Source organism: Gordonibacter urolithinfaciens (assembly GCF_900199375.1).
In the GTDB taxonomy this organism is placed as follows: Bacteria; Actinomycetota; Coriobacteriia; order Coriobacteriales; family Eggerthellaceae; genus Gordonibacter; species Gordonibacter urolithinfaciens.
In genome coordinates, this window is record NZ_LT900217.1 from 887,577 (window position 1) to 910,978 (window position 23,402).

The window sequence follows — 23,402 nt, forward strand, 5'->3', positions numbered from 1 at the left end:
GTCACCTGCCTTCCGCGGCCAGCGCCGCCTTCTCGTCCCGCGCGAGCAGCGCCCGGGCCTCGTCCACGAGCGCGGCCGCGCGCTCCTTCGTCACCGCGCTTCGCCGCTCGAGGCAGCTATAGCCGTCGGCGCGCACCTGGTCCATGATGCCCCGGTACAGGAACAGCGACGAGAGCGCAGGCAGCCGGCTGTCCTCGTCCAGCCGCAGGATATCGCGTTGCAGGGGCAGGTACAGTTCCTCGGACCTCCGCGCCACGCGCTCCCATGCGCTGCGGAAGGCGGCATTCGCCCGGTGCGCCGCCAGATCGTCGCGCGTGAGGCCGGCCTCCTCCATTACGGCGGCAGGCAGGTAGACGCGGCCGGCGTCCCAATCCTCGCCCACGTCGCGCAGGATGTTCGTGAGCTGCATGGCCACGCCCAGCGCCACGGCATCCGCCCGCAGCGCGTCGTCGACGGGCCGCCCGGCGCGCAGCAGCGGCAGCAGCATGAGACCCACCGAACCCGCCACGTAGTAGCCGTAGTCCTCCAGCTCCCCCAGATCGGCGGGTTGGCGGAACGACAGGTCGCGCCGCTGCCCCTCCAGCATATCGAAGAAAGGGGCCGTGTCCTCGTCGAAGGCGCCGAACACCACGCCCAGAGCCTGCCACAGCGGCCCGTGCGGCATGCCGCCGGCGTCGAACCGCTCCAGGTCGCGCTGCAGGCCGTCCAGCCGCTCCCGGCTGGCCTCCACATCCACGCAGTCGTCGGCTGCGCGGCAGAACGCGTACACGGCATACACGCCCTTGCGCTTGCGCGGGGGCAAAAGCGAGAACGCGCGGTAGAAGCTGTGCGAGTTTCGCCTGATCACATCTTCGCACCAGGCGAAGTCGTCCGCGTGCTCCTCGAACGGGTCGCGTGCGGCGTACATCACGCACCGCCTTCCGCATCGCCGGGCACCGCGCGGGTCGCGGCGCCCGGCGCGCCTCCCGGCGCCACCGAGCCGCCTGCCGCGGCCTCGGCGGCGGCACCGCGCGCGGCCACCACGGCCACCTGGCCGGCCACCTCGCGCTCGGCCGAGGCGGCCTCGGCGTCGTCGCGCAGGAGCTCCTCGGCCGCCAGCCGCGCGCTCAAGAGCACGATGGGCACGCCGGCCCCCGGATGCGTGCTGCTGCCGCAGAAGTACAGGTTGTCGCACGCCTCGGCCTTGTTGTGCGGCCGCCAGTAGTTGCTCTGCCGCAACGTGGGCCGCAGCCCGAACGTGGCGCCCCGGGCGGCGTTGAACCGCTCGGCGAAGTCGTTCGGCGTGAAGACGCGCTCGAACGCTATGTGGTCGCGCACGTCCTCGTACACCGTCTCCCGCTCCACCAGGTCGAGCACCTGCTCGCGGTACGCGGCCACCTCTTCCGCACCCCATGCGGGGCCGCCCTCCGCCAGCGGCGGCACCGGCACCAGCACATAGAGCGTCTGGCAGCCCTCGGGTGCGAGCGACGCATCGAGCGAGCACGGCGCGTAGCAGTAGAACGAGGGGTCGTCGGGGAAGCGCCCGTCGTCGAAGATGTCGGCGATGTTGCGCTCGAAGTCGGGCGCGAACCGGATGGAGTGCACCGCCTCCGCCGGGTAGCGCTTGTCCAGGCCCAGGTACAGGATGAAGCACGAGCACGAGTACTCCATGCCCTCGAGCTTCTCGTCGGTGTAGCGCCCACGGGCCTCGTCGGCCAGCAGGTTCTCCATGGCGTAGGGGAAATCGGCGTCGCACACCACGTAGTCCGCGCGCACCAGCTCGCCGCCTGCCACCACGCCGACGGCGCGGCCGCCCTCCACCGCGATGTGCTCCACGGGCGCCGACGTGTGCAGCTCGCCGCCCATCTCCTCGAACAGGCGCGCCATACCCTCGGCCATGGCGTACATGCCGCCCGGCATGAACCACACGCCGTACAGGAGCTCGATCAGCGGGATGATCATGTACAGCGAGGGCCCCTCGTACGGCGAGATGCCGATGTAGAGCGTCTGGAACGCCAGCGCCTTGCGCAGCCGATCGTCGGACACGTAGCGCGACACCGACGAGTACGCGTCGCCCAGCGTGTGCAGGCGGAAGCCGGCGATCAGGCTCTTCGGGTTGTAGAAGTCGGTCGGCTTGCGGAACGGGCGCTGCAGGAAGTTGTCCTTGGCAATGCGGAAGCGCTTGTAAAGCAGCGCCAGGTACTCGAAGTAGCCCTGCGCGTCGGCCTCGCTCACGCCCTCGAGCGTGGCCGTCAGGTCGGACAGGTCGTTCGACAGCCGCACGCGCTCGCCTGGGCCGAAGGATATCTCCATGAGCGGCTCGACCTTCTGCAGGGGGATGTAGTCGTCAGGATCGCGGCCGGCAAGCTCGAACACCTCGCGATACAGCGCGGGCATCATCACGATGGTGGGACCCACGTCGAAGGTGAACCCGTCGCCGACGATGCGGCTCATCTTGCCGCCTACCTGCGGCTCCTTCTCGTACAGCGCCACGTCGTACCCGGCATGCCGCAACCGGACGGCCGCCGCCAACCCGGCGGCGCCCGCCCCCACCACGATTACCCGTTTCATGCAACTCCTTAGCCGCAACCGATATGCTATCCGGTTATGGTATGGGTTGTCGCACGGGAGCAGTCCCCGGGCGCGCCATCGTAGGGCAAGCCGTTTCGGCTGCGTCAGGCGTCCGTTGACGGGCCGGACCATTCCAGCGGCCCGGCATCCGCCGACAGAGGTCCCCCCTCCCGCTTGATCGCCTCCTTAGCGGCCGCGGTGCTTCCGCTTGCGCTTGGCGGTGCGCAGCTCGAAGACGCGGCGGGCCTCGGCCTCGCGGCGCGTGCGGGCGTCGGCGCGGCGCTCTTCCTTACGCTCCTCGTAGGCGGCGGCGAGCGCCTGCTGGGCCTTCGTTCCCACGCCGTGGCGTGCGGCCTCCAGCGTCTTGCGCGCCTCGCGCTGGGCGCGCTTCGGATTGCGGCCGCCCGCAGCCACGGCCGACGCGGCCGACGCACCGGCCTCCTCCCCGCCGTCCGCGCACATCCTGAAGTCGAGCCGGCCCCATTGGCCGCACACGAAGGCGAGCACGTCCTCGTCGGCCGGCTCGGGGCCGAACACGAAGCGGCACGCGCCGTAGAGCGCGCCGTCGCGCCGCTCGCATATGCCTATCCAGAATTGGCCGTCGTGAAGTATCGTCAACGTCGATGAGATGCTGACCTGCATGATTCCTCCTTATGTCGTTGTGAACGAACGAAGAAGGGACAACCAGGAGGCAGGTTACTGGCAGCAGGGAGACGCGCGCCGGGGCGCTTTGCCAACCGGCCGCGCGCTCCGGACGGCCGCGCGCCGCCCTGCCGCACCCCGACTACCCGACGGGGTCGTGTTTTTATCTTCGCACGCGCGAGTATAGCACGGCCCGCAACCTCCGTCCCGAACCTGCTCGGGCGCCGCCCACCAACCGGCGGATCGCCCACGGCGCGGGCACGGTGCAGCCGATCCTCGCCGATCCGCCGCACCGCTCGACGCCCAACTGTGGCATCATGAGAGCCGACGAACGAACCGAGGAGGACCGCACCCATGCCGAACGACAACCCCGCCGAGCGCCCGCACCCCAAAGACCCGCTGCACGGCGTGACGCTGGAAGCCATGCTCACCCGCCTGGTGGACAAGTACGGCTGGGACGAGCTGGCCCGCCGCATCCGCATCAACTGCTTCGCGAAGGATCCCAGCATCAAGAGCTCGCTCAAGTTCCTCCGCAGAACCCCGTGGGCCCGCAAGAAGGTGGAGGACCTCTACAAGGGCACGACGTTCTAGCCCCCCAGCACGCAAAAGCGCCTCCCCCGCAGCGGGCGGGAGAGGCGCTTCGCGCAAGCGAGACGGCTGCAGCCCTGCCGGCTGCCCTACCCGTTCGCCGGGCGGATATCCTCCAGCGGCATGGGCACGTCCGGCATCTCCTCGGGCTCGCGCGGCGCGCCGACAGCCTCCTCGTGGCCCGGCAGAATCACGTTCATCAGGATACCCACGATCGACCCCACGGCCAGGCCCGACAGCGAGATGGTGATGCCGCCCATCGGCAGCACGATAGCGCCCGCCGCGCTGTAGGCAATGCCCAGCGACAGCACCAGGATCAACGCCGTGATCAGCACGTTGCGGCTCTTCATGAAGTCCACGTGGTTCTCAACCAGGTTGCGGATGCCCACGGCCGATATCATGCCGTACAGCACGAGCGACACGCCGCCCACCACGCACGCCGGCATGGCCGCCACGAGCGCCGCGAACTTCGGCGAGAACGAGAACACGATGGCGAAGAGGGCCGCAATGCGGATCACGCGCGGGTCGAACACCTTCGTCAGCGCCAAAACGCCGGTGTTCTCGCCGTACGTGGTGTTCGCCGGTGCGCCGAACAGCGATGCGATGATGGTGGCCAGGCCGTCGCCCAAGAGCGTGCGGTGCAGCCCCGGCTCGGCGATGTAGTTGCGGTTGCAGGTGGAGCTGATGGCCGACATGTCGCCGATGTGCTCGATCATCGTGGCGAACGCGAGCGGCATGATGGTGATGATGGCCGTGATGGCGAGCCCCGCGTCGAACGTTTCACCGAACAGCGAGAACACCGTGTTGTCCCACGCCACCGGAAGCCCGACCCACGGGGCCGCCGCCACGGTGGAGAAGTCCACCTCGCCCGCAAACGCCGCCACGGCATACGACACGATCACGCCCAGCAGGATGGGGACGATCTTCACCATGCCCTTGCCCCAGATGTTGCACACCACGATGACCGCGATGGCCACCACGGCAATGAGCCAGTTCGACGAGGCGTTCGTGATGGCCGAGGAAGCCAGGATGAGCCCGATGCAGATGACGATAGGCCCCGTGACCACCGGCGGGAAGAACCGCATGACCCGGTCGGGCCCGAACACGCGGAACAGCGCCGACAGCACCAGGTACAGAAGGCCCGCACACGCGACGCCCAGGCACGCGTAGGGCAAAAGGTTCGCCTCGCCGTTCGGCGCGATGGCCGCATAGCCGGCGATGAACGCGAACGAGGAACCTAGGAACGCCGGCACCTTCCCCTTCGCCAGGAAATGGAACAGCAGCGTGCCCAAGCCCGCGAACAGGAGCGTCGCCGACACGGAAAGCCCCGTGAGCGCCGGCACGAGCACCGTGGCCCCGAACATGGCGAACATATGCTGCAGGCCGAACACGCCCATCTTCGGCACCCCGAGCGGGCGCGCGTCATACACCGCGTCCGGGCTGTCCTTGGCTCCCATGGTCGGTACCGGTCGATCCTTGCTCATCGGCAAAACCCCTCTCGTATCGCTCCCCTGCGCGCGGCGCCGCCTCCCGGCCGCGGGCGCGCGCAAACCTTCGATATTATGCTACAAGAAAGGCCCGTCGGATGCGGCAACGGGGGAAAGCGTCCTGCTTTCCCGTCGGAAGGCGCACGCGGCGCGCGGCGTCTGGCCGGCGGCACGACACGCGGAGTTTGGCCGGGCTGTGCGGCGCACGGCGCCCAGCCGGGCAGCAAGCCGCTCCTTTTCCGGCGTCGGGAACCGTCGCGCACGCCCGCCGTCGCGCCTGTCCCCTCTCAGCGGCTCGCCTTCACCGTTTTCACGATGGAGTCGACGGCGTCGATGGCGAGCGCGAGCACGATGAAGCCGCAGAACGCGGTCTGCGCGTTCGACACCGCCCAGAGCACAGGCCCGTTCGGCGCAGCGCCCGACGCCTGCATCGCCTGGAGGATCGCCTGGCTGTCGACCAGCTGGAAATTCGTCAGCCAGAAGACGGCGAGCGCCGCGACCACGAGGTCGCTCGCGAGCGTGACAACCAGCAGGCGCGGTGTGTAGCGGCCCTCCACCAGCTTGAAGCTCTCGGCCCCGATGCACACGACCGTCCAGGCGATGATGACCCATGCCGACGAGCGGATGGCCTCGGTGTTGAAGGGGTCGAACGGCACGCCGTCTCCGCGATGGCTGAGCGCGTTCAGCACGTCGGGGAACAGCAGGAACACGATGGCGCCCACGATGGAAAACACGATCCCAGCCACCGCGTCGCCGCGCGCCGGGTTCTTCGACTCGCGCGGCACGGGCGGCAGATCGTCGAGCGAGCCCATCACCTCCACGTCGACGCCGCGACGCGAGAAGAAGGCGAACAGCAAGGTGACGAACGCGAAGGCGAAGACGAGCGCCGCGATCAGCGAGCCGACCGCTTCGAGCACGCTTCCGAGCACGCCGCCCTCCGCGCCCGTCGCCAGCGACAGCGCGCCGGCCACGAGCATGCCGCCGGCCACGCAGGCCAGCACGATCTTCAGCACGTAGAGGTACTGCGCGTAGTACGGCTGGCCGATGAGGCACGCGTCCTCGTCGGCGGTGTACTTGCGCACCACCTCGCCGGGGGTTCCCAGCTCGGTGAGCACGACGCGCACGTCCTTCGCCGTGGGCGGCAGGTTCCCGCAGCGCTCGTCGAGCATGTCGGAGATGAGCGTGCGCAGCTCCTCGGCCACGTCGGCGCGCTGCTTGGCGGGCAGCCGGCGCGTGATGGCGTACAAGTAGCGCTCGATCAGGTCGTTATCGTTCAACATGGTCCCGTTCCTCTCCTTCGGCCAGAGCGGCCGCGTCTCCCTCGCGCTCTCCGGCTTCCAACAGCTTGTCCACCCCGCCGCAGAGCGCGCGCCACTGGGCTTCGACCTCGCGCAGCACGCGCAGGCCTTCGTCAGTGGTTCGGTAGTACTTGCGCGGCTTCGAGCCGCCGTTGTCCCATTCGCTTTGCAGCAGCCCCTGCGACTCGAGCCGCCGCATGAGCGGGTAAAGCGTGTTCGCCTCGATGGGAATGCCGTGGTCGGCCAGCGATTTCACCAGCGCATAGCCGTAGGCCGGCTCACGCAGCTGGCCAAGCACCAACATGACCAGCGTGCCGCGGCGCAGCTCCAGCACCATGCTCGACACCACGTCGTCGTGTCCCATGCCCCCTCCTCTCGCTTACTGTGTGTTGCACACTATAACATATATTGCACAGTAGTGTGTGGCGCACAGTAAAAGGAACTGCAGCCGAGGGATTTCGGGCGCCCCGGGCGCCTGCGAGCAGCTTAGGGGCGCCCTGCACGCAACTTCGGAGCATCTGCGGACGCCCGCGGACGATTTGGGGCACCCTGCGGACAACTTCAGGGCACCCTGCGGGCAGCTTAGGGGCGCCTGTCGCGTTTTATCGGCCCAACTGCCAAAAACGAGCCGGTTTGGCAATCACGATGGGTTTTCAGGCCCTTTGCGCGCAATCGCGAAGATGGCCCTCGCGATCACAGGTCATGGTTTCTCCAGATCGCAGCCCCGCATCGCTTCCCAGCCTGCCAATCGGCGCTCTCGGCCGATTGCCAAAACGGCTCGTTTTTGACAGTTAAGGCCGTTTTGCCGTACAGACCGCATGCCCACGCCTTCGGCTATACTCGGAGGCGATGGAATTCGCGAACAAGCGACAGGAGGCAGCCATGCCCCGCATGACGGACGAGGAGTTCGAGGCCGCGGTCGAAGAGGCCCTGGAGAGCATTCCCGAGCGGTTCCTCGAGGCGCTGGAGAACGTGGCGGTGGTGGTGGAGGACGAGCCCGACGACTACCATTTCGATATCCTTGACGAGCCCGAATGCCGGGGCGCGTCGATACGCGGCGACGAGCTACTGGGCCTGTACGACGGCGTGTCCCTCCCCGGCCGCGCCGACGGCTACGACGGCGACCTGCCCGACGTGATCACCGTGTTCAAGGGACCGCATGAGCGCTGCTTCGGCTCGCGCGCGGAACTGGTGGCGGAGATCGGCAAGACGGTGGTGCACGAGATAGGCCACTACTTCGGCATCGACGACGCGCGCCTGCGCGAGATGGGCTATTAGGCGTTTCCGGAAAAGAACGCGCGACCTGCATGGACGCGCGCGCCGTTTCACGTATAATCTCCCCAGAACATCACCGAGAACGAGGAGGATGCCGCATGGATCCCAACAAGCGCCCCGAGGACATGGAGCGAATCACCACGCCTGAGCTGGCGAACGCGTTCATCGACGAGCAAGTGGAGGCCATCCGCGCCCAGATCGGCGACCAGAAGGCGCTGCTGGCGCTGTCCGGCGGCGTGGACTCGTCCGTGGTGGCGGCGCTCTTGATCAAGGCCATCGGCAAGCAGCTCATCTGCGTGCACGTGAACCACGGCCTCATGCGCAAGGGCGAGAGCGAGCAGGTGGTGGACGTGTTCCAGAACCAGCTCGACGCGAACCTCGTGTACGTCGATGCCACGGACCGCTTCCTCGCGCTGCTCGACGGCGTGGCAGAGCCCGAGGCGAAGCGCAAGATCATCGGTGCCGAGTTCATCCGCGTGTTCGAGGAGGAGGCCCGCAAGGTGGGCGACGAGGTGAGCTTCCTCGCGCAGGGCACCATCTACCCCGACATCCTGGAGTCCGACGGCGTGAAGGCGCACCACAACGTGGGCGGCCTGCCCGACGATCTGCAGTTCGAGCTGTGCGAGCCCGTGAAGCTGCTGTACAAGGACGAGGTGCGCGTCATCGGCCGCGAGCTGGGGCTCCCCGAGGGCATGGTCGAGCGCCAGCCGTTCCCGGGCCCGGGCCTGGGCGTGCGCTGCCTCGGCGCCATCACGCGCGACCGCTTGGAGGCGCTGCGCGAGGCCGACGCCATCCTGCGCGACGAGTTCGCCGCGGCCGGCCTCGAGGGCAAGGTGTGGCAGTACTTCGTGAGCGTCCCCGACTTCCGCGCCACCGGCGTCCGCGACGGCGTGCGCGCGTTCGAGTGGCCCGCCATCATCCGCGCGGTGAACACGGTGGATGCCATGACCGCCGAGGTCCCCGAGCTGGATTGGGCGCTGCTCAAGAAGATCACCGCGAGGATCCTCGCCGAAGTCCCCGGCATCTGCCGCGTGGTCTACGACCTCACGCCGAAGCCGATCGGGACGATTGAGTGGGAATAGAAGAATCGCTGAAAGGAGTTGTCATGAACAAGGAGACGTTCGATTACGTGGCCGAGCGCGTGGACGCGCTCGAGGATTCCGAATTCAGCACGCAGGTGACGAAGGATGCTGCACAGGCATGGAGGGATGCGGTAGCAGCCGATTCGAGCGACGCTGCTATCGACACGGCAACGAACGACCTGCTCGACGTCCTCGAAGGGCGCCCGACGACGATCGACGGCGTGATAGCCTTCCTGCAAGGGCCGGCAATCGAGATGCTTGGCGAAGACGCGGCTGCAAGCGCGCTTGCAGCCCAACAGCAACGCAAGGAGGCGGGTGCGAAGTACTGCGATTGCGAGGCATGCTCCGCAGCCACGGAGATCCTCGCGAAGTTCGACCGCATAGAGCTCTGATAGCGAGATATCGGAGCCTCCCACCGAGTCCGATAAACGATCACGAGCCATCGATGCGAAAAACGGGGGCTGCGTACCTTGCGACGCGCAGCCCCCGCTGTACAGGCTTGCTATACCCGCTTTCGAACTACGCAACTCCCGCTGTCGCTCGCCATCCGTGCGAGCAGCTTCCTGCGCACGGGAGAGCATCCGGAGCGGCATTAGAAGACGGCGGTCAAGAACGCGGCGGCCGCGAGAAAGATTCCCGGCACGTTGGCCACCACGATCGGCCAGTCCCGCTCCTTCTTGAAGAGGCCGTAGATGGTCCAGAACAGGCAGTTGAAGAACGCTGCCAGGGGCTGCACAGGATTGCCGGGGTGCCCGGCCAGGTTGTCCATGATCTGCGGAATGTAGGAGACGTACATACACACCGACAGCACCGAGGCTATGCGCCCCACTATAGCGATGGGCCTCGCATGGCGCTTGTCGCCTCCCTGGTGCACCGATGCCTTCTGCACCATGCGTCTATGCGTACCGGCCTTCACGTTCATCGAGCACCCTCGTGTTCGCGGATGGGAATCTCTGCAACTCGATGATAGATCGAGGCATTCGAGGCCCCCGCGGGCGCGATGAACCGTGACGCAAAGGCGAGCAGGGGGTAAGCGCGCCGTTTACCGCGCTAAAAGCCGCAGAGCCAGTCCGCTGCCCTTGCGGCATCTACCGAAACGCCATCCGACAAGCCAACGTTGCGCTTTTGCCAGACCGCAAAGTGCGCGTTCACGCGCGACGCCGAAGGGAGCTACGGGTCGGCGACGGTCGACCTTGCCGCCCCTCGACATAGGTTCAGCTGATCCCCCCATCGGAAGACTTTCCTACCATCTCCCTCCGCACGAAGCAATCCGCCACGTGGTCGTTCACCATGCCGATGGACTGCATATAGGCATACACGATGGTGGAGCCGACGAATTTGAAGCCGCGCTTCTTGAGGTCCTTGCTGATACGGTCGGACAGCGGCGTGGTGGCCGGCACATCCGCTTGGGTCTTCCAATGGTTCACGATAGGCTCGCCGTCCACGTACCCCCAGATGAACGCGTCGAAGCTGCCGAACTCTCGAGCCACATCCAAGAACAGCCCCGCATTGGCCACGGCCGCCTCGATCTTGCGGCGGTTGCGAACGATCCCTGCGTTCGCCATGAGCTCCTCGACCTTCGCCTCGTCGTAGCGCGCCACTTTGGCGGGATCGAAGCCGTCGAAGGCCTCGCGGTACGCCTCCCGCTTCTTGAGGATCGTAAGCCACGACAGGCCCGCCTGCGCGCCCTCCAGAACCAGCAGCTCGAACAGCTCGCGGTCGTCATGGGTGGGTCTTCCCCACTCGTTGTCATGGTAGTCAACGTAGATCGGCGTGTCGCCCGCCCACGAGCACCTAGTCCGCTCCTCCACTGAGCCTCCTAGCGAAACGTCATCCGGTACGCAAGCGTCGCACGCTCGCCCGGCGCGAGCACGCGCACGCCGGGCTTCTCGGCGAGCTCGCGCGGGGAGAAAAGCGCGTCGGGCAGCGCCGACCACGGTTCCAGGCACAGGTAGCGGGCATCGGCCTGACCCGCCTTCGTCCATATGCCCAGGTAGGGGAAGTCCGGGAACTCCACCTCCACCTCATGCGGATTCGCGGCGCTGGCGAGCACGACCCTGCCGCCGGGCACGTTCTCCAGCACGACGGTGTCGATGCCCAGCTGCTCGGGGGTCTTCGTCAGGCGCCCGTCCTCGAGCGGCACCTCGATCTTCGGCAGTGCGAGGATACCCTCCTCGTCCATGTCGAACATCCCGAGCGCGTCGGCCCCCTCGAAACGCACGTAGTAGTCGGCCATGCGCTCGCCCGGCAGCAGGCGCGTCTCGTACGCCTCGTGGCCGCCCAGCTCGAACGGCATCGGAACCTCGCCCGCGTTCTCCACGGTGTGCGTCTTCACGATGGTTGCACCCTCGAGCGAGAAATCCACGCGCAGGAGGAAGTCGAAGGGAAAGACCGCCCGCGTCCCCTCGTCGGAGGTTGTCTCGAAGCGCGCATGCGTGCCCGACACCTGCTCGGCCGCGAACGCGCGGTCGCGGCAGAATCCGTGCATGGGAGCGTCCACGCGCTCGCCGCCGTTCGCGTACCAGCCGTCGCGCAAGCGCCCGATCAGCGGGAACAGGAGCGGCGCCCGACGGCCCCATACCGCAGGGTCGCCCGACCACATCCGCTCGATCCCCTCGCACACGACGCTCTGCAGCTCCGCGCCCTTGCTCGATATGCGCACCGCAAGCGCATCGTTCTCCAAGACCATAGCCGTCGCTTCCATCGCAGGCCGCCTTTCGCTTCGATTGCGTGTCCAGAACATGCTAGCGCATACGCATGCATCCTGCAGATCCGTCGGCACATTGAAGTCTGCGGATCCTGCAACCGCCCCTGGTATCCACCTCTTCACCGAAGTCCCTATTTCTGCTCATTTTGCAACCTACCCGTTATCTGACGGTATAATGGACGCGAAAAGACCGAACACCGCACCCAACCGCATAGAATTCGCTCGCGCTCCGTCCGGGCCTCCAACCTGGACGGAGCGCTTTTTCGCGCGCGCCGGACGGACCGACACCAAGAAGAGCAGGGCATGCAACGCGACAAGATCAAACCGATACTTTTCAGCATCATCAAGCACTCCAGCAAAGAAGAGCTCAAGCGGCAGCTGCCCAAGGACGTTCTCTCGGGCGTCATGGTGGCCGTGGTGGCGCTGCCCCTCTCCATCGCGCTCGCCATCGCCTCGGGCGTGAACCCCGAACAGGGGCTCTACACGGCCATCGTCGCCGGGTTCCTCATCGCCTTCCTCGGCGGCAGCCGCGTGCAGATCTCGGGGCCCACGGCGGCGTTCGCCACCATCGTGGCGGGCATCGTGGCAACCGATGGCATCGACGGCCTGGCCGCGGCCACCGTCATCGCCGGCGTGCTGCTCGTGCTGATGGGCTTCTTCAAGCTGGGATCCCTCATCCGCTTCGTCCCCTACACCATCACCACGGGCTTCACGGCGGGCATCGCCGTGACCCTTGTCATCGGGCAGGTCAAGGACTTCGCCGGCCTGGCATTCCCCACCGGCACCCCCACCGTCGAGACCATGGACAAGCTGCAAGCCGTCGCCCAGAATATCGGCACGGCGAACTGGCAGGCCCTCGCCGTGGGCGCGGTGTGCCTTGCCATCCTCTTCCTCTGGCCCAAGGTGAGCGAGAGGATCCCCGGATCCCTGGTGGCGCTCATCGTGGGAATCGGCATGGTAAGCTGCCTTGGGATGCAGGCGAGCACCATCGGCGACCTGTACACCATCGGCAGCAGCCTGCCCACGCTCCACGTTCCCCAGCTAAGCGTGGAGCTGCTAAGCGACCAGCTGCCGAACGGCATCACCATCGCCATCCTGGCGGCCATCGAGTCGCTCCTGTCCTGCGTCGTGGCCGACAGCATGATCAGCTCGCACCACCGCAGCAACATGGAGCTGGTGGCGCAGGGCGTGGGCAACATCGGCTCGGCGCTTTTCGGCGGCATCCCGGCCACCGGCGCCATCGCGCGCACCGCGGCAAACGTCAAGAACGGCGGGCGCACGCCCGTTGCCGGCATGACCCACGCGCTGGTGCTGCTCGTGGTCCTGGTGTTCTTCATGCCCTACGCCGCCCTCATCCCCATGCCCACCATCGCGGCCATCCTGCTGCACGTGGCCTACAACATGTCCGGCTGGCGCAACTTCGTGCACCTATGCAAAACGGCCTCGCGCGGCGCCGTTGCCACGCTGCTGCTCACCTTCGGGCTGACCATCGTGTTCGACCTGGTGGTGGCCATAGGCGTGGGCATGCTGATCACGGTCGTCCTGTTCATGAAGACGGTGAGCGAGGAGACCGAGGTGCGCGGCTGGAAATATTACTGCGACGAGGACTCCGAGGTCACGCACCTGCGCGAGCTGCCCGCAAGCGTGCGCGTGTACGAGATCAACGGCCCCATGTTCTTCGGCATGTCGGACCGCATCTCCGACATCTCGGTGAAGGAGTTCACGAAGTACCTGATCATTCGCATGCGCGGCGTGCCTTCGCTCGACTCGACGGGCATGAACGCGCTCGAGAACCTCTACGAGTACTGTCGCGAGAACGGCGTCAGCCTCATCTTCTCGCACGCGAACGAGCAGCCGATGAAGACCATGCGCCGCGCAGGCTTCGTGGGCCTTGTGGGCGAGGATCACTTCCGCAGCAACATCGACGACGCCATAGCGTACGCGCGCCAGCTGCTCGACGAGGAAGGGAGGGCAAAAGGAAAAGCCAGGGCCTCGCTGCCGTAGCTTCTCCCCTAACGCGCATCCAGATTTCGGCAATTCCAGATGACGAGGCGGGCCGCCATCAAGAGGAGCGGACTCGCTGGCAAGATCGCCAACGGGCAGCATCAAGGCGAACGAAATCCTCATCGAAACCTTCGAGGGGACGATGCGCGTGCTACCATGTATTCATAATCTAGCCAATCATGATAACGTGATCGATCTCAAACGCGGAAGCGCGTGCCTCCGCACCTGAACGCGCGCGTAGAGGGGACAATGCTATGAAGCAGAACGCGAACGCATCGGTCTGGCTGCCGAGGGCAATCGCCGTTATCCTAGCCGCTCTGATGACGCTGTTCTTCGCGATCACCATAAACAACACGATGACCCTCGGCGCCGAAACGGACCGGACAAAGAACGGCCCCTACCCCGTGTCCGTGGCAGCAGGGCGCGTGGAAACGCTGCTCGTGCAGTGCCGGACCCTTGCAGACCGGCCGCTGTTCACGCGCACGGACAGCGCCATCAACGACATCGAGCGCTCCTACGCCGTAGCTGACGCCGATTTGCGCGAGAAGCTGTCCTTTATGGCAACGGCACACGAGTCCGACCCCGAAGCCGCCCGCAAGCTTGAGCAGGGCTATGAATCGCTCGACGTCGCGCAACGGGAATACGTCGCCTTGTGCCGCAACGCCGATGTAACTGACGAGGAGATCGAGGCCTATGTGGACGGGATCATCGACCCCGCCGTCGAAGAGCTTCTGCGCATAGACGCCGGCATCTTGGACGAGTCGACCGAGTCGGTGGAGCAGCTCTATAGCATCGTGAAAGAAAGGGGGCGGCAGACGGTAGGCTGGGCGGTGGTGCTCATGGCAGGAGTAACCGTGTCGCTGGCGGTGTACCTCACGCTCATGTACCGCAACCGCATGCGGGAAGGCCGCCTCAAGGCCGACCTGCAGGAGGCGCTCGCCCTCGCGCAGTCCGCCAGCGCGGCGAAATCGCAGTTCCTCTCCAACATGTCCCACGACATCCGCACCCCTATGAACGCCATCGTCGGACTCACCGCCATCGCCAAAACCCACCTGCACGAACCTGACCGCATAGCCGCCTGCCTCGACCGCATCCAGTCCTCCTCACAGCACCTTCTGAGCCTGATAAACGACGTGCTCGATATGGGCAAGATCGAAAGCGGCAAGATCGTGCTGAACGAGGACCGCTTCAGCTTTCCCGAATTCGTCAACGGCGTTATCGCCATCGTCCAGCCCCAGGCCCGCGCGAAGAACCTGTCGCTCGACATCACCGTGGGCACCATCCAGCAGGAAACCGTGATCGGCGACTCCATGAGGATGAACCAGGCGCTCATCAACCTTGTCAGCAACGCCTTGAAATACACGCCCGACGGCGGATCGGTGCGCCTTTCCCTAAGCGAGGGGCCGTCCCGCCGCCCCGGCTGTCGTGACTACCGCTTCGTGGTGCAGGACACGGGCCTGGGCATGTCACCGGAGTTCATCGAGCGCCTGTTCGACCCCTTCGAGCGGGAGGAAAGCGACATGACGGAGCGGATCGAGGGCACCGGCCTGGGCATGGCCATCACGAAGAACGTCGTGGATATGATGGGCGGCTCCATCGAGGTGGAGAGCGCTTTGGGCAAGGGATCGACCTTCACCATGACGGTCCCCCTCGCCCCGATCGACGAGGAGGAGGACTTCTCGCTCGCAGGGCTGGAGTCTGCACGCGTCCTCCTGGTAGACGACGACCGGGATGTGGTCGAAGGAACGCTGCTCATCCTAGACGAGCTCGGCCTTTGCGGCGACGCAGCCTCTTCGGGCCTCGACGCCGTGCCGCTGGTTGCACGTGCCCATCGCGAGGGGAGGGACTACCGCTTCATCATCGTCGACTGGGTCATGCCGGGCATGGACGGCATCGAGACCATCCGGCGCATCCGCTCGGAAGTGGGAGACTCCACGCCCATCGTATTGCTGACAGCCTACGATTGGCACGAGATAGAAGATGACGCACGCGCCGCAGGCGTGTCGGCTTTTGTATCGAAACCCCTGTTCAAATCGCGCTTACATCGCGTTCTGAAGCATTTCTCCCACCCGGACGACCCGGCCGAGGACTCCTGCGAGCCAGCCGAGGCGCATGTTGAGGGACGCGTGCTGCTCGTAGAGGACAACCAGCTGAACCTCGAGATAGCCTCGGAGCTTATTCGGCGCATCGGCGCCGAAGTCCACCAGGCGAGCGACGGGCAGAAGGCCGTAGATGCCATGGCGAACGCTCCCGAAGGGTATTACGACCTCGTGTTCATGGACGTGCAGATGCCCGTCATGGGCGGCATCGAGGCAACCCGCGCCATACGCGAGCAGGAGCGCGAGGTCGGGCGAAAGCCCGTTCCCATCGTGGCCATGACGGCCAACGCCTTCAACGAGGACCGAGAGCGTGCCCTCGCAGCCGGCATGAACGGCTTCATGACCAAGCCCATCGACACGGCGAAGCTCAGGAGGATCCTCGAGGAATACCTGGCAAATCCCCTATAGGCAGACGCAGGGCGACGAGAAACGGGGTCAGGGAGGGGGGGGGTGCGCGACGGCGCCAATACGCACGACGCCCCCTGCTGCGCGCCGCTCCCCTACATGGCGCCTTCTGCGATCTCGCCGGTGCGATACGCCTCCAGCAATCGTTCAAGCTCCGCGATCTGCCGTTTGAGCTCGGCTCCGTTGTCGGTGTCGGCCACGAGCGTGCGCTTGTCCGGCTGCTCCACCACGCTGCGCGACGAGTGGATGTCCAGCTCGTTCACCACGGCGGCGCGCGCCGACGAGAGCGGCTCATGGGCGGCCAGCACGAAGCCGTACGAGTTCGAGATGAGCGTGTAGCCGGCGATGCCCGTGGTGGGCTGGTAGGCTTTCGAGAAGCCGCCGTCGATGGTGAGCACCTTGCCCCCGCACTTCACCGGATCCTCGCCGTCCTTCACCTTCACGGGAATATGGCCGCACACGATGCGCGAGGTCTCGGGGTCCATCCCGAAGTCCTCGAAGACGCCGGCCATCACGCGCTCGTCGTCAAGGTAGGTGTAGAACGGGTTCTTGACCTCCTTGCGCGCCTCCTTCTCGGCTATGAGATACAGCTCGAACGTGGCCATCTTGCTCTTCGCGAACAGGGGCGACCCCTCGCCCAGCCACATATACCACAGCAGGTCGCGGCCGCGCTTGCGCATCTCGGGGTCGGGGTCGTAGAACGCCGCGCGCACGTAGCGCTCCATGACGTCGTAGAGCGCGCGCCCCTTGTACTTCCGGCCGAACACGTCCGTCTCCCTAAGCGAGCCGTCGGCGTTCAGCGGCACGCAGGCGTGGAACAGCAGGCTGCCGTTGTACACCTTGTAGAGGCTGCCGGCCTCCAGGAAGAAACGCATGTGGCGCTGCAGCTTCTCGCAGCCCGTGAACGCCTGCTCCAAGCGCTGCATGACCTCTTCCTCCTCGGGCGTGAGGCGGTAGGGGTCGTCCGGGTTCACCGTGGGGAACACCGTGTCGGTGAGCGCGTACTCCACGCCGTCCAGCATGACCGTGCCACGCTCGTGGTCGATCTTGTCCAAGAGCTTGCGGTCTGCAAGGCCGAATCCGGGATTCTCGTCGATGAGCTGCGCCTCCACCTTGAACTGGATGATGGCCATGGCCTTCTGGATCTTCACGTTCATCTCCAGCTCCTGCGGCGGCAGGTCCGGGTTGCCCTTGAGGCCGAACGCGACGCACGGGTCGTCGGCGTAGGCGCTCGTCGCGAACGCCGCGAGCGGCAGGATGTTGATGCCGTAGGCGTCCTCCAGTATGGACAGGTTGCCGTAGCGCGCGCAGTTGCGCACCACGTGCGCGATGCAGCCGCGCTGGCCGAGCGCGGCGCCCATCCACACGATGTCGTGGTTGCCCCATTGGATGTCGAGCGAGTGGTAGCCCATGAGCGTGTCCATGATGACGTCGGGGTACGGCCCGCGATCGTAGATGTCGCCGATGATGTGCAGATGGTCGATGGCCAGACGCTGGATGAGCAGGCACAGCGCCTCGATGAGCGCGCCCACGCGGTCGGTGCGGATGACGGCGTCGATGATGGCCGCGTAGTAGGCCTTCTTGTCGGCGCCCTGGCTGTTCTCGGTCATCAGCTCCTCGATGATGTACGCGAAATCGCGCGGCAGCGCCTTGCGCACGCGGGAGCGCGTGTACTTCTGCGCGGCGCGCTTGCACACGGCCACGAGGCGCGGCAGCACGGTCTCGTACCATGCCTGCGGGTCGTCCACTTGGGACAGCACCAGCTCCATCTTCTCGCGCGGGTAGTAGATGAGCGTGGCCAGCGAGCGCTTCTCGGCCGCGCTCAGCGTGTCGCCGAACACGTCGTCGATCTTGAGCCTGATGGAGCCCGAGCCGTTGCGCAGGATATGCGAGAACGCCTCGTACTCGCCGTGAATGTCCGAGGCGAAGAACTCGGTGCCCTTCGGCAGGTTCAAGATGGCGCTCAGGTTGATGATCTCCGCCGAAGCCTTGGCGGCGGTGGGGAACGACCGCGAGAGAAGTTCCAGGTACCGCTTTTCCATCGCATCCATGTAGGGCCTCCTTGTGGGTGTTGCCGCGCTTGCACGGCCCTATGGTACCCGCATCAGGCCCACACCGGGCGAAGCGACACCGAAACGGCGCGATTATTCGACGGAAGCGCTGAAGTCCGACTCCCGGACGGCACCCGGACAACGTAACGAAGATCACGCGAGCGACGCGCACGGCGTGTCGCCGCCGTGCTACTGCTCCGGCGGGCTACTCCCACCCTTTCCACACGTCGGGCGCGTAGCCCACCGTGGCCTGCTTGCCGTTGCGCACGATGGGCTCGGCCAGCACGTGCTGGTTCTCCAGCAGCTTGTCGAACTTCTGGTCGGGCGCGAGGTACGCGAGCAGCGCCACCGTGTCCTGGTCCTTCGCCTTGGGGTCGACGAGCGCGTCGATGCCGCCCACCGCGCGGCGCACCGACTCCAGCTCGCCCTTGCTCATCCCCTTCTCCGCCAGGTCGATGAACTGGAGCTTCACCCGCCGATCCTTGAAGTAGCGCTGCGCCTTCTTCGTGTCGAAGCTCTTCTTGGTGCCGAACACCTGGGTTAATTGAATTTTGTAAAGCAATGAATTGTGTAGATGAACAGGTATTTTGCGTTTAGTTATTCGACTTCGTGGAAAGAGGCAGTTTCGTTTTTGCGTTTACTATTTCCAAAGTCGTTTTTTTTGCTTTCGATTGTGAAGACTCTTTCGAATATAGACATACCTGTTTAGACCCCCTGTTATAAAATCGTAAGACTTAATGCAACGATTATTCCGCAGGACGGCGCAGATGTTCCTATTCGGTTGTCCCCCCGCTCGGGCGGCTTGGCAGTTGCTTTCCTTGTCCTATCGGGCCAGTATGTCCTTGATCAGATAAGGCCTCATGACCACTTCGTCGGGTTCGAGGAGCGCGTAGCTGAGACCGTCCACCAGCTCACCCAGCCCTGCCTTCCTGGCATTGGAGATGGGAGACGTGTAGTTGAGCCGTGGCCTCAGGTACGAGTTGAGGTGCGAGCCCAGCACGGCCATGTCCGTCTTCTCGAACTTCCTGAGCGAGGTCCCCTTCGGGATGATACGCCTCAGCTCGGCATGGTTTCGCTCGCAGAAGCCTTTCTGATCGGAGCGTTGCGGATCGCAGTAGTAGACGCTGCAGCGCTTCACGCCGTTCTTCCCGTATTCGATCTTCTGATGGTCTTTGAACTCGCTCCCGCGATCCGTGAGGATGACCTCGAAGAGCTCGGCGAACGAGTCCCCCAGCAGCGATTGAATCTGGTCGATCGCCAGTTTCACATGGATCTGGTCTTTGCGCTCCAGGTACATCAGCACCTGGAACTCCAGCAAGGGGAACGTGAGCGTCAATATCGCCGGCACCTCTCCCTGCCTCCCCTCGACGCAGTCCATCTGCACCGCCTTGGCGCGCTTCTCCTCCGGCAGGGCGAGGAAGTCCTCGTACAGATGTCCTTCCATGCTGGGCGCTTCTTCCTTCGGCCCGTCCTTCTTCTTGCGGGGCTTGTAGCGGTTGCGTTTAGGAAGGTGGAAGTTGATGACGTCCACGATCCCGGCCTCGACGTAGTTGCGATAGGTGCGGGGGGTTATCGAAAGCTCCTGGGCATGGGAGGCCCAGACGTGCTCGGGGCTCTGTCCCTGGTGGACCAGGGGGGTCACAATGAAGTTGATGCGCTCCAGCTCCTCCTCAGTGCAGTCGATTCCCGCCCGCGATTCGGACCTCCGCTTCTTGGCAAGCTCGTTTGCCATGTAAGGATCGTAGAACATGTAGGGGTGATCGCACCCGTGCCCGTAGCGGTTGGCGCATTCGTTGCAGCAGTACGGCGGCTTTTCCAGCATCGGGCACGGGTCCGCCAGGAAGTCGGAGCACAGCTCGTTGCATTTGCCACCCTGGCAGTTCCTGCAGAACATCATGCAGCCGTTATCGCATAGCCCGGCCTTTTTGCACAGGCGGGCGCGAAGGCAGATGTTCCTGGCCTGCGCCACGAGGTACCTCGAGGACTCCGGAACGCGGTTCCGCTTGATTTCCCTGATCACGCTGGAGGGGGAAGCGCCGATCTCCCTCGCGATCTTCGACATCGAGTCCTTTCTCGCAATCCCCCGTTCGATATGCAGCCTGTCGTCGATGCCGATCTGAGCGTTTCTTCCTGTGTCGGGCATGCTCGATCACCCCCTTCCGAGCCCGAGCGGTTACGCAGATGCTACACTACGGATGAACTGCGGGCAACGGGAGTAGCGAGGAAGGGGGCATGCGGCGATGGCGGACAGCCTGGAGGATCCGGAGGCCCTTGTCATGCGCTTCCGCAAGGACAGCGGCTTGACGAGCGCCGTATCGTACGCCTACGCCAACAACGCGCTGAGGTTCGTGCGCGACCTCGAGGCGAAGGGGATCGGGCTGGACGACGTCACGCCGGATTTGCTCGAGTCCTTTCTCAAGAGGCTGGCGAGGAGTAGCGGGCAGCACTCCTGCGAGAACGTCCGCTCGGCGGTCAGATCCTTCTTCAGGTGGTTAGAGTCCGAGGGAATCCTCGCCGATGCCGCGGGAAGGGTCGGGCGGCGCGGCGGCCACGGGCCGAACACCCGCCGCTCGATGAAGTCCGCCAAAGGAGATGCGCCGCGAGGCGAGCGAAGGGGCCGCTTCGGGTCAATCGACCTCCAGATCATGGAGTCCTTCGAGATGGAGCGCAGGTCGCAAGGCTACAATCCGAGGCCCTACCTTAACGCCGTGAGGATCTTCTCCCGGTACCTGCAAGATACGGGCGTCTCCTTCGACAAGGTGAGCCCCGCTACCCTTAAACGCTTCATGGCATGGGCGGAAGAGGCTTATTCGGCGAACTCCATATCCACCATAGCGGGAGGGGTCAAATGCTTCTATCGCTGGCTTGAGGCCAAAGGGTACTGCGACGATGCCGCCCGCAATCTGACCGCGCCTGCAGCCAAGAGGAACTCGACCCCTCGCGCCCCGCTCGGCGTCGACGACGCGCGGCGGGTCATCGACGCCGCGGGGGACCAGCCGGGCGAGGAGGTCTCGCTTAGAGACTCCATGGTCGTCAAGCTCATGCTGCTCGGGACCTTGCGCCAATGCGAGCTGTACCGAGCCGACGTGGGAGACGTGTCCTACGTCCGCGACTTCGCATTGATCAGGCTTCGAGGTTCGGCCAGCCGGCCCGGAACCGTCGCCTACCTGCCCCCTACGGCGGCCTCGGCGGTCGCCCGCTACACGGCTTTCAGGAAAGCGGGCCCGGAAGACCCTCTCGTGGCCGCATGCTCGAACTCGCATCGCGGCACCAGGCTCACCGACGTGTCGATATCGGTGATAATCAACGGCGCCTTCAGGCGAGCGGGGATAGAGGGGAGGCCCTCGGAGTACAACCTCTCGCAGACGGCGATCGACATCGCCATGGCCGAGGGCTACGGCAGGGCCGCCACGCTGCAGCTGGCGAGGCCGGGGAGCTTCTTCTCCCTCCTTCGTCTCGAACAGGGGCACTCCAAGGCCTCCGAGCCTATCCAGGACCAGATAGAGCGGATGCTCGCCGTGCTGGACGGCGGGAGGAGCGTCCTCGCGAGCGCCGGCGAGATCCGGGCCATGCTGGACGGCGTCCCCGACGAGGGAGAGGTCGTCGTCTCGATAGGCGACGGCGGCGGGCTCTCGATCGAGCGTGTCAGGCCCGCCGGCTCCTGACCCAGGCCCTCGTCTTTCGACCGCGGCATGGCTCGCCTTGCGGTCGCTTTCCCGCCTTGCCGTTCGCGATGCCCTACGTTGAAAGACTTATTGCAACGGCTTTGCAATTCTGATTTCAATTGAGCTGCCGAACACCTGGATGTTCATCGCCTTCGCCTTCCCGCTCGACCGCGCTTATACTGTTTCTCGAAACACTCCACCTAAGATTTTAAGTCACGAAGGGAAGCCGCGCATGGAACTCGTCGAAATCCCCGAAGCCGACAAAGAGAGGCACCTCGACCTGCTGCTCATCGCCGACGAGTCGGCGGACATGATCGAGCGGTACCTGCACCGCGGCGATCTGCTGGCCCTCATCGAGGACGATGAGGCGCGGGCGCTCTGCGTGGTGACGCAGGAAGAGCCCGACGTGTTCGAGATCAAGAACATCGTCACCGTGCCCGAGCACCGGCGCAAGGGCTACGGGCGGCGGCTCATCGCGCTTGTCGCCGAGCGTTACCGGAACCGAGGGGGCTGGCTCCTCGTCGGCACGGGCGACGTGCCCGGCATCCTGCGCTTCTACGAGCGGTGCGGGTTCGAGCGCTCGCATGTCGTGGAGAACTTCTTCGTCGACAACTACGACCATCCCATGTACGAGGACGGCCACAAGCTCATGGACATGGTGTATTTGAGGATGCGCCTCTAGCGCACCGGATCGTAGTTCAACTCGGCGGGAATGTCGGTGGCCTCGAGCTTCATGATGACGGGGCGCAGGCCGTCGTTGCAGCTGACGATGGCGCATCCGGGCACGCGCATCCAGTCGTCGAAGTAGAACGTGAAGTCGCCGCCGCCATGGGCAAGCGCGAACACGTACTGGTAGACGGCCTTCCACGCCTCGTCGCAGAAGTCCTTGGGCTTGGCGTAGTCGGCGAGGAAGACCTGCCCGGCCTTCATCATGGGGCACGGCGCGAGCCCCTCGGCGCCGTACTCGGCAGCCAGCTCCTCGTCGAACGTGGCCTTCAAAACGGTGATCCTCACCTTGGTCATGGACATGGCGCATCCTTTCGCGAACATCGTCCTTTCTTTGCCGCCTCTCGTTATACTGTATGGGACGACCGCAAAGGAAGTACGGTCTTTTAGAACAGGTACTATCCCGAAAGGAAGCGCTATGAGCATGGAGCCCTACGAGGGAAGCCTCTCGTCGCTCGCCGACACGCCGTTCGGCTACACGCTGTCGATGATCGGCGGGAAGTGGCGGCTCGTAATCATGTACTGGCTCGTGGAATGCGAGACCATGCGCTTCAACGAGCTCAAGCGCAAGATCGGCCGCATCACCGACAAGACGCTCAGCAGCCAGCTCAAGGCCATGGAAGCCGACGGGCTTGTCGTGCGCACCGAGTACCCCCAGATCCCGCCGAAGGTGGAATACCGCCTCTCCGAGAAGGGCAAGTCGCTCTACCCCCTGATGGAGGCCATGTGCGAATGGGGACGCGAGCACGGCACTTTCTATTAGGGTGGCTACTGCGGTCGCTCCGCTTGCTCGGCATGACAACATGTCGATCTTGCCTTAGCG

22 protein-coding genes are annotated in these 23,402 nt (G+C 65.2%); 9 read left to right on the plus strand and 13 right to left on the minus strand.

What is annotated here, in order from left to right:
• Position 1: 1 nt before the first annotated feature.
• The 3 genes from BN3560_RS03895 to BN3560_RS03905 all read right to left on the minus strand — a co-directional run bounded on the left by BN3560_RS03895 (position 2) and on the right by BN3560_RS03905 (position 3,192).
• Complete coding sequence (locus BN3560_RS03895) at positions 2-907, minus strand: phytoene/squalene synthase family protein (RefSeq protein WP_096227073.1); 906 nt, start codon at positions 905-907, stop codon at positions 2-4.
• The gene (locus tag BN3560_RS03900; protein ID WP_096227074.1) at positions 907-2,550 is read right to left on the minus strand and encodes a phytoene desaturase family protein; all 1,644 of its coding nucleotides are present in this window, start codon (positions 2,548-2,550) and stop codon (positions 907-909) included. The genes BN3560_RS03895 and BN3560_RS03900 overlap by 1 nt, the downstream gene beginning before the upstream one ends.
• Before the next feature lie 186 nt (positions 2,551-2,736).
• On the minus strand, positions 2,737-3,192 hold the full coding sequence (locus BN3560_RS03905) for a YjdF family protein (RefSeq protein ID WP_096227075.1): 456 nt from the start codon (positions 3,190-3,192) through the stop codon (positions 2,737-2,739).
• A gap of 354 nt (positions 3,193-3,546) precedes the next feature.
• Here BN3560_RS03905 and BN3560_RS03910 point away from each other — a divergent pair, with 354 nt between their 5' ends.
• Entirely contained in the window at positions 3,547-3,783 is a 237-nt protein-coding gene (locus tag BN3560_RS03910; protein ID WP_096227076.1) for a VF530 family protein, read from the plus strand.
• A gap of 86 nt (positions 3,784-3,869) precedes the next feature.
• Here BN3560_RS03910 and BN3560_RS03915 read toward each other — a convergent pair whose 3' ends face one another.
• From BN3560_RS03915 to BN3560_RS03925, 3 genes are all read right to left on the minus strand, one after another.
• Positions 3,870-5,264 (minus strand): uracil-xanthine permease family protein, encoded by a 1,395-nt coding sequence (locus BN3560_RS03915; RefSeq protein WP_096227077.1) that lies wholly within the window; start codon positions 5,262-5,264, stop codon positions 3,870-3,872.
• Between the two features lie 290 nt (positions 5,265-5,554).
• Entirely contained in the window at positions 5,555-6,547 is a 993-nt protein-coding gene (locus tag BN3560_RS03920; RefSeq protein WP_096227078.1) for an HAAS signaling domain-containing protein, read from the minus strand.
• Positions 6,534-6,929, minus strand: a complete 396-nt coding sequence (locus tag BN3560_RS03925; RefSeq protein ID WP_227114860.1) for a PadR family transcriptional regulator — start codon at positions 6,927-6,929, stop codon at positions 6,534-6,536. The genes BN3560_RS03920 and BN3560_RS03925 overlap by 14 nt, the downstream gene beginning before the upstream one ends.
• A gap of 518 nt (positions 6,930-7,447) precedes the next feature.
• Between BN3560_RS03925 and BN3560_RS03930 the strand changes: the two genes are divergently transcribed.
• The 3 genes from BN3560_RS03930 to BN3560_RS03940 all read left to right on the plus strand — a co-directional run bounded on the left by BN3560_RS03930 (position 7,448) and on the right by BN3560_RS03940 (position 9,314).
• Complete coding sequence (locus BN3560_RS03930; RefSeq protein ID WP_096227079.1) at positions 7,448-7,843, plus strand: metallopeptidase family protein; 396 nt, start codon at positions 7,448-7,450, stop codon at positions 7,841-7,843.
• Positions 7,844-7,938: 95 nt separating this feature from the next.
• Positions 7,939-8,922 (plus strand): glutamine-hydrolyzing GMP synthase, encoded by a 984-nt coding sequence (guaA, locus tag BN3560_RS03935; RefSeq protein ID WP_096227080.1) that lies wholly within the window; start codon positions 7,939-7,941, stop codon positions 8,920-8,922.
• 23 nt (positions 8,923-8,945) lie between these two features.
• Positions 8,946-9,314 (plus strand): 3-hydroxyisobutyrate dehydrogenase, encoded by a 369-nt coding sequence (locus BN3560_RS03940; RefSeq protein WP_087191685.1) that lies wholly within the window; start codon positions 8,946-8,948, stop codon positions 9,312-9,314.
• Between the two features lie 200 nt (positions 9,315-9,514).
• Here BN3560_RS03940 and BN3560_RS03945 read toward each other — a convergent pair whose 3' ends face one another.
• The 3 genes from BN3560_RS03945 to BN3560_RS03955 all read right to left on the minus strand — a co-directional run bounded on the left by BN3560_RS03945 (position 9,515) and on the right by BN3560_RS03955 (position 11,626).
• Complete coding sequence (locus BN3560_RS03945) at positions 9,515-9,844, minus strand: SWEET family sugar transporter (RefSeq protein ID WP_224768032.1); 330 nt, start codon at positions 9,842-9,844, stop codon at positions 9,515-9,517.
• A 292-nt stretch (positions 9,845-10,136) separates the two neighbouring features.
• Entirely contained in the window at positions 10,137-10,733 is a 597-nt protein-coding gene (locus BN3560_RS03950; protein WP_096227081.1) for a DNA-3-methyladenine glycosylase I, read from the minus strand.
• A gap of 8 nt (positions 10,734-10,741) precedes the next feature.
• Positions 10,742-11,626: an aldose 1-epimerase family protein gene (locus tag BN3560_RS03955; protein WP_227114857.1), complete on the minus strand. Its 885-nt coding sequence runs from the start codon at positions 11,624-11,626 to the stop codon at positions 10,742-10,744.
• A 306-nt stretch (positions 11,627-11,932) separates the two neighbouring features.
• On the opposite strand from BN3560_RS03955, the gene BN3560_RS03960 reads away from it, so the two are divergent.
• A complete protein-coding gene (locus BN3560_RS03960; protein WP_096227082.1) occupies positions 11,933-13,633 on the plus strand; it encodes a SulP family inorganic anion transporter in 1,701 nt (566 codons plus the stop codon).
• Positions 13,634-13,887: 254 nt separating this feature from the next.
• Positions 13,888-16,140: a response regulator gene (locus BN3560_RS03965; RefSeq protein WP_096227083.1), complete on the plus strand. Its 2,253-nt coding sequence runs from the start codon at positions 13,888-13,890 to the stop codon at positions 16,138-16,140.
• 92 nt (positions 16,141-16,232) lie between these two features.
• On the opposite strand, the gene BN3560_RS03970 is transcribed toward BN3560_RS03965, so the two are convergent.
• From BN3560_RS03970 to BN3560_RS03980, 3 genes are all read right to left on the minus strand, one after another.
• Positions 16,233-18,188 (minus strand): fructose-1,6-bisphosphatase, encoded by a 1,956-nt coding sequence (locus BN3560_RS03970; RefSeq protein WP_096227084.1) that lies wholly within the window; start codon positions 18,186-18,188, stop codon positions 16,233-16,235.
• Positions 18,189-18,393: 205 nt separating this feature from the next.
• Positions 18,394-18,723: an arsenate reductase family protein gene (locus tag BN3560_RS03975; RefSeq protein ID WP_231897340.1), complete on the minus strand. Its 330-nt coding sequence runs from the start codon at positions 18,721-18,723 to the stop codon at positions 18,394-18,396.
• 288 nt (positions 18,724-19,011) lie between these two features.
• Positions 19,012-20,331, minus strand: coding sequence for an IS30 family transposase (locus tag BN3560_RS03980; RefSeq protein WP_096227085.1), 1,320 nt, complete (start codon positions 20,329-20,331; stop codon positions 19,012-19,014).
• A 97-nt stretch (positions 20,332-20,428) separates the two neighbouring features.
• Here BN3560_RS03980 and BN3560_RS03985 point away from each other — a divergent pair, with 97 nt between their 5' ends.
• Together BN3560_RS03985 and BN3560_RS03990 are read left to right on the plus strand one after the other, a co-directional pair.
• A complete protein-coding gene (locus tag BN3560_RS03985; RefSeq protein ID WP_096227086.1) occupies positions 20,429-21,853 on the plus strand; it encodes a site-specific integrase in 1,425 nt (474 codons plus the stop codon).
• 232 nt (positions 21,854-22,085) lie between these two features.
• On the plus strand, positions 22,086-22,535 hold the full coding sequence (locus tag BN3560_RS03990) for a GNAT family N-acetyltransferase (protein WP_096227087.1): 450 nt from the start codon (positions 22,086-22,088) through the stop codon (positions 22,533-22,535).
• Here BN3560_RS03990 and BN3560_RS03995 read toward each other — a convergent pair.
• Positions 22,532-22,882 (minus strand): TIGR04076 family protein, encoded by a 351-nt coding sequence (locus BN3560_RS03995; protein WP_227114856.1) that lies wholly within the window; start codon positions 22,880-22,882, stop codon positions 22,532-22,534. The two genes, BN3560_RS03990 and BN3560_RS03995, sit on opposite strands and share 4 nt — an antisense overlap.
• Before the next feature lie 115 nt (positions 22,883-22,997).
• On the opposite strand from BN3560_RS03995, the gene BN3560_RS04000 reads away from it, so the two are divergent.
• On the plus strand, positions 22,998-23,342 hold the full coding sequence (locus BN3560_RS04000) for a winged helix-turn-helix transcriptional regulator (RefSeq protein ID WP_096227088.1): 345 nt from the start codon (positions 22,998-23,000) through the stop codon (positions 23,340-23,342).
• Positions 23,343-23,402 lie beyond the last annotated feature (60 nt).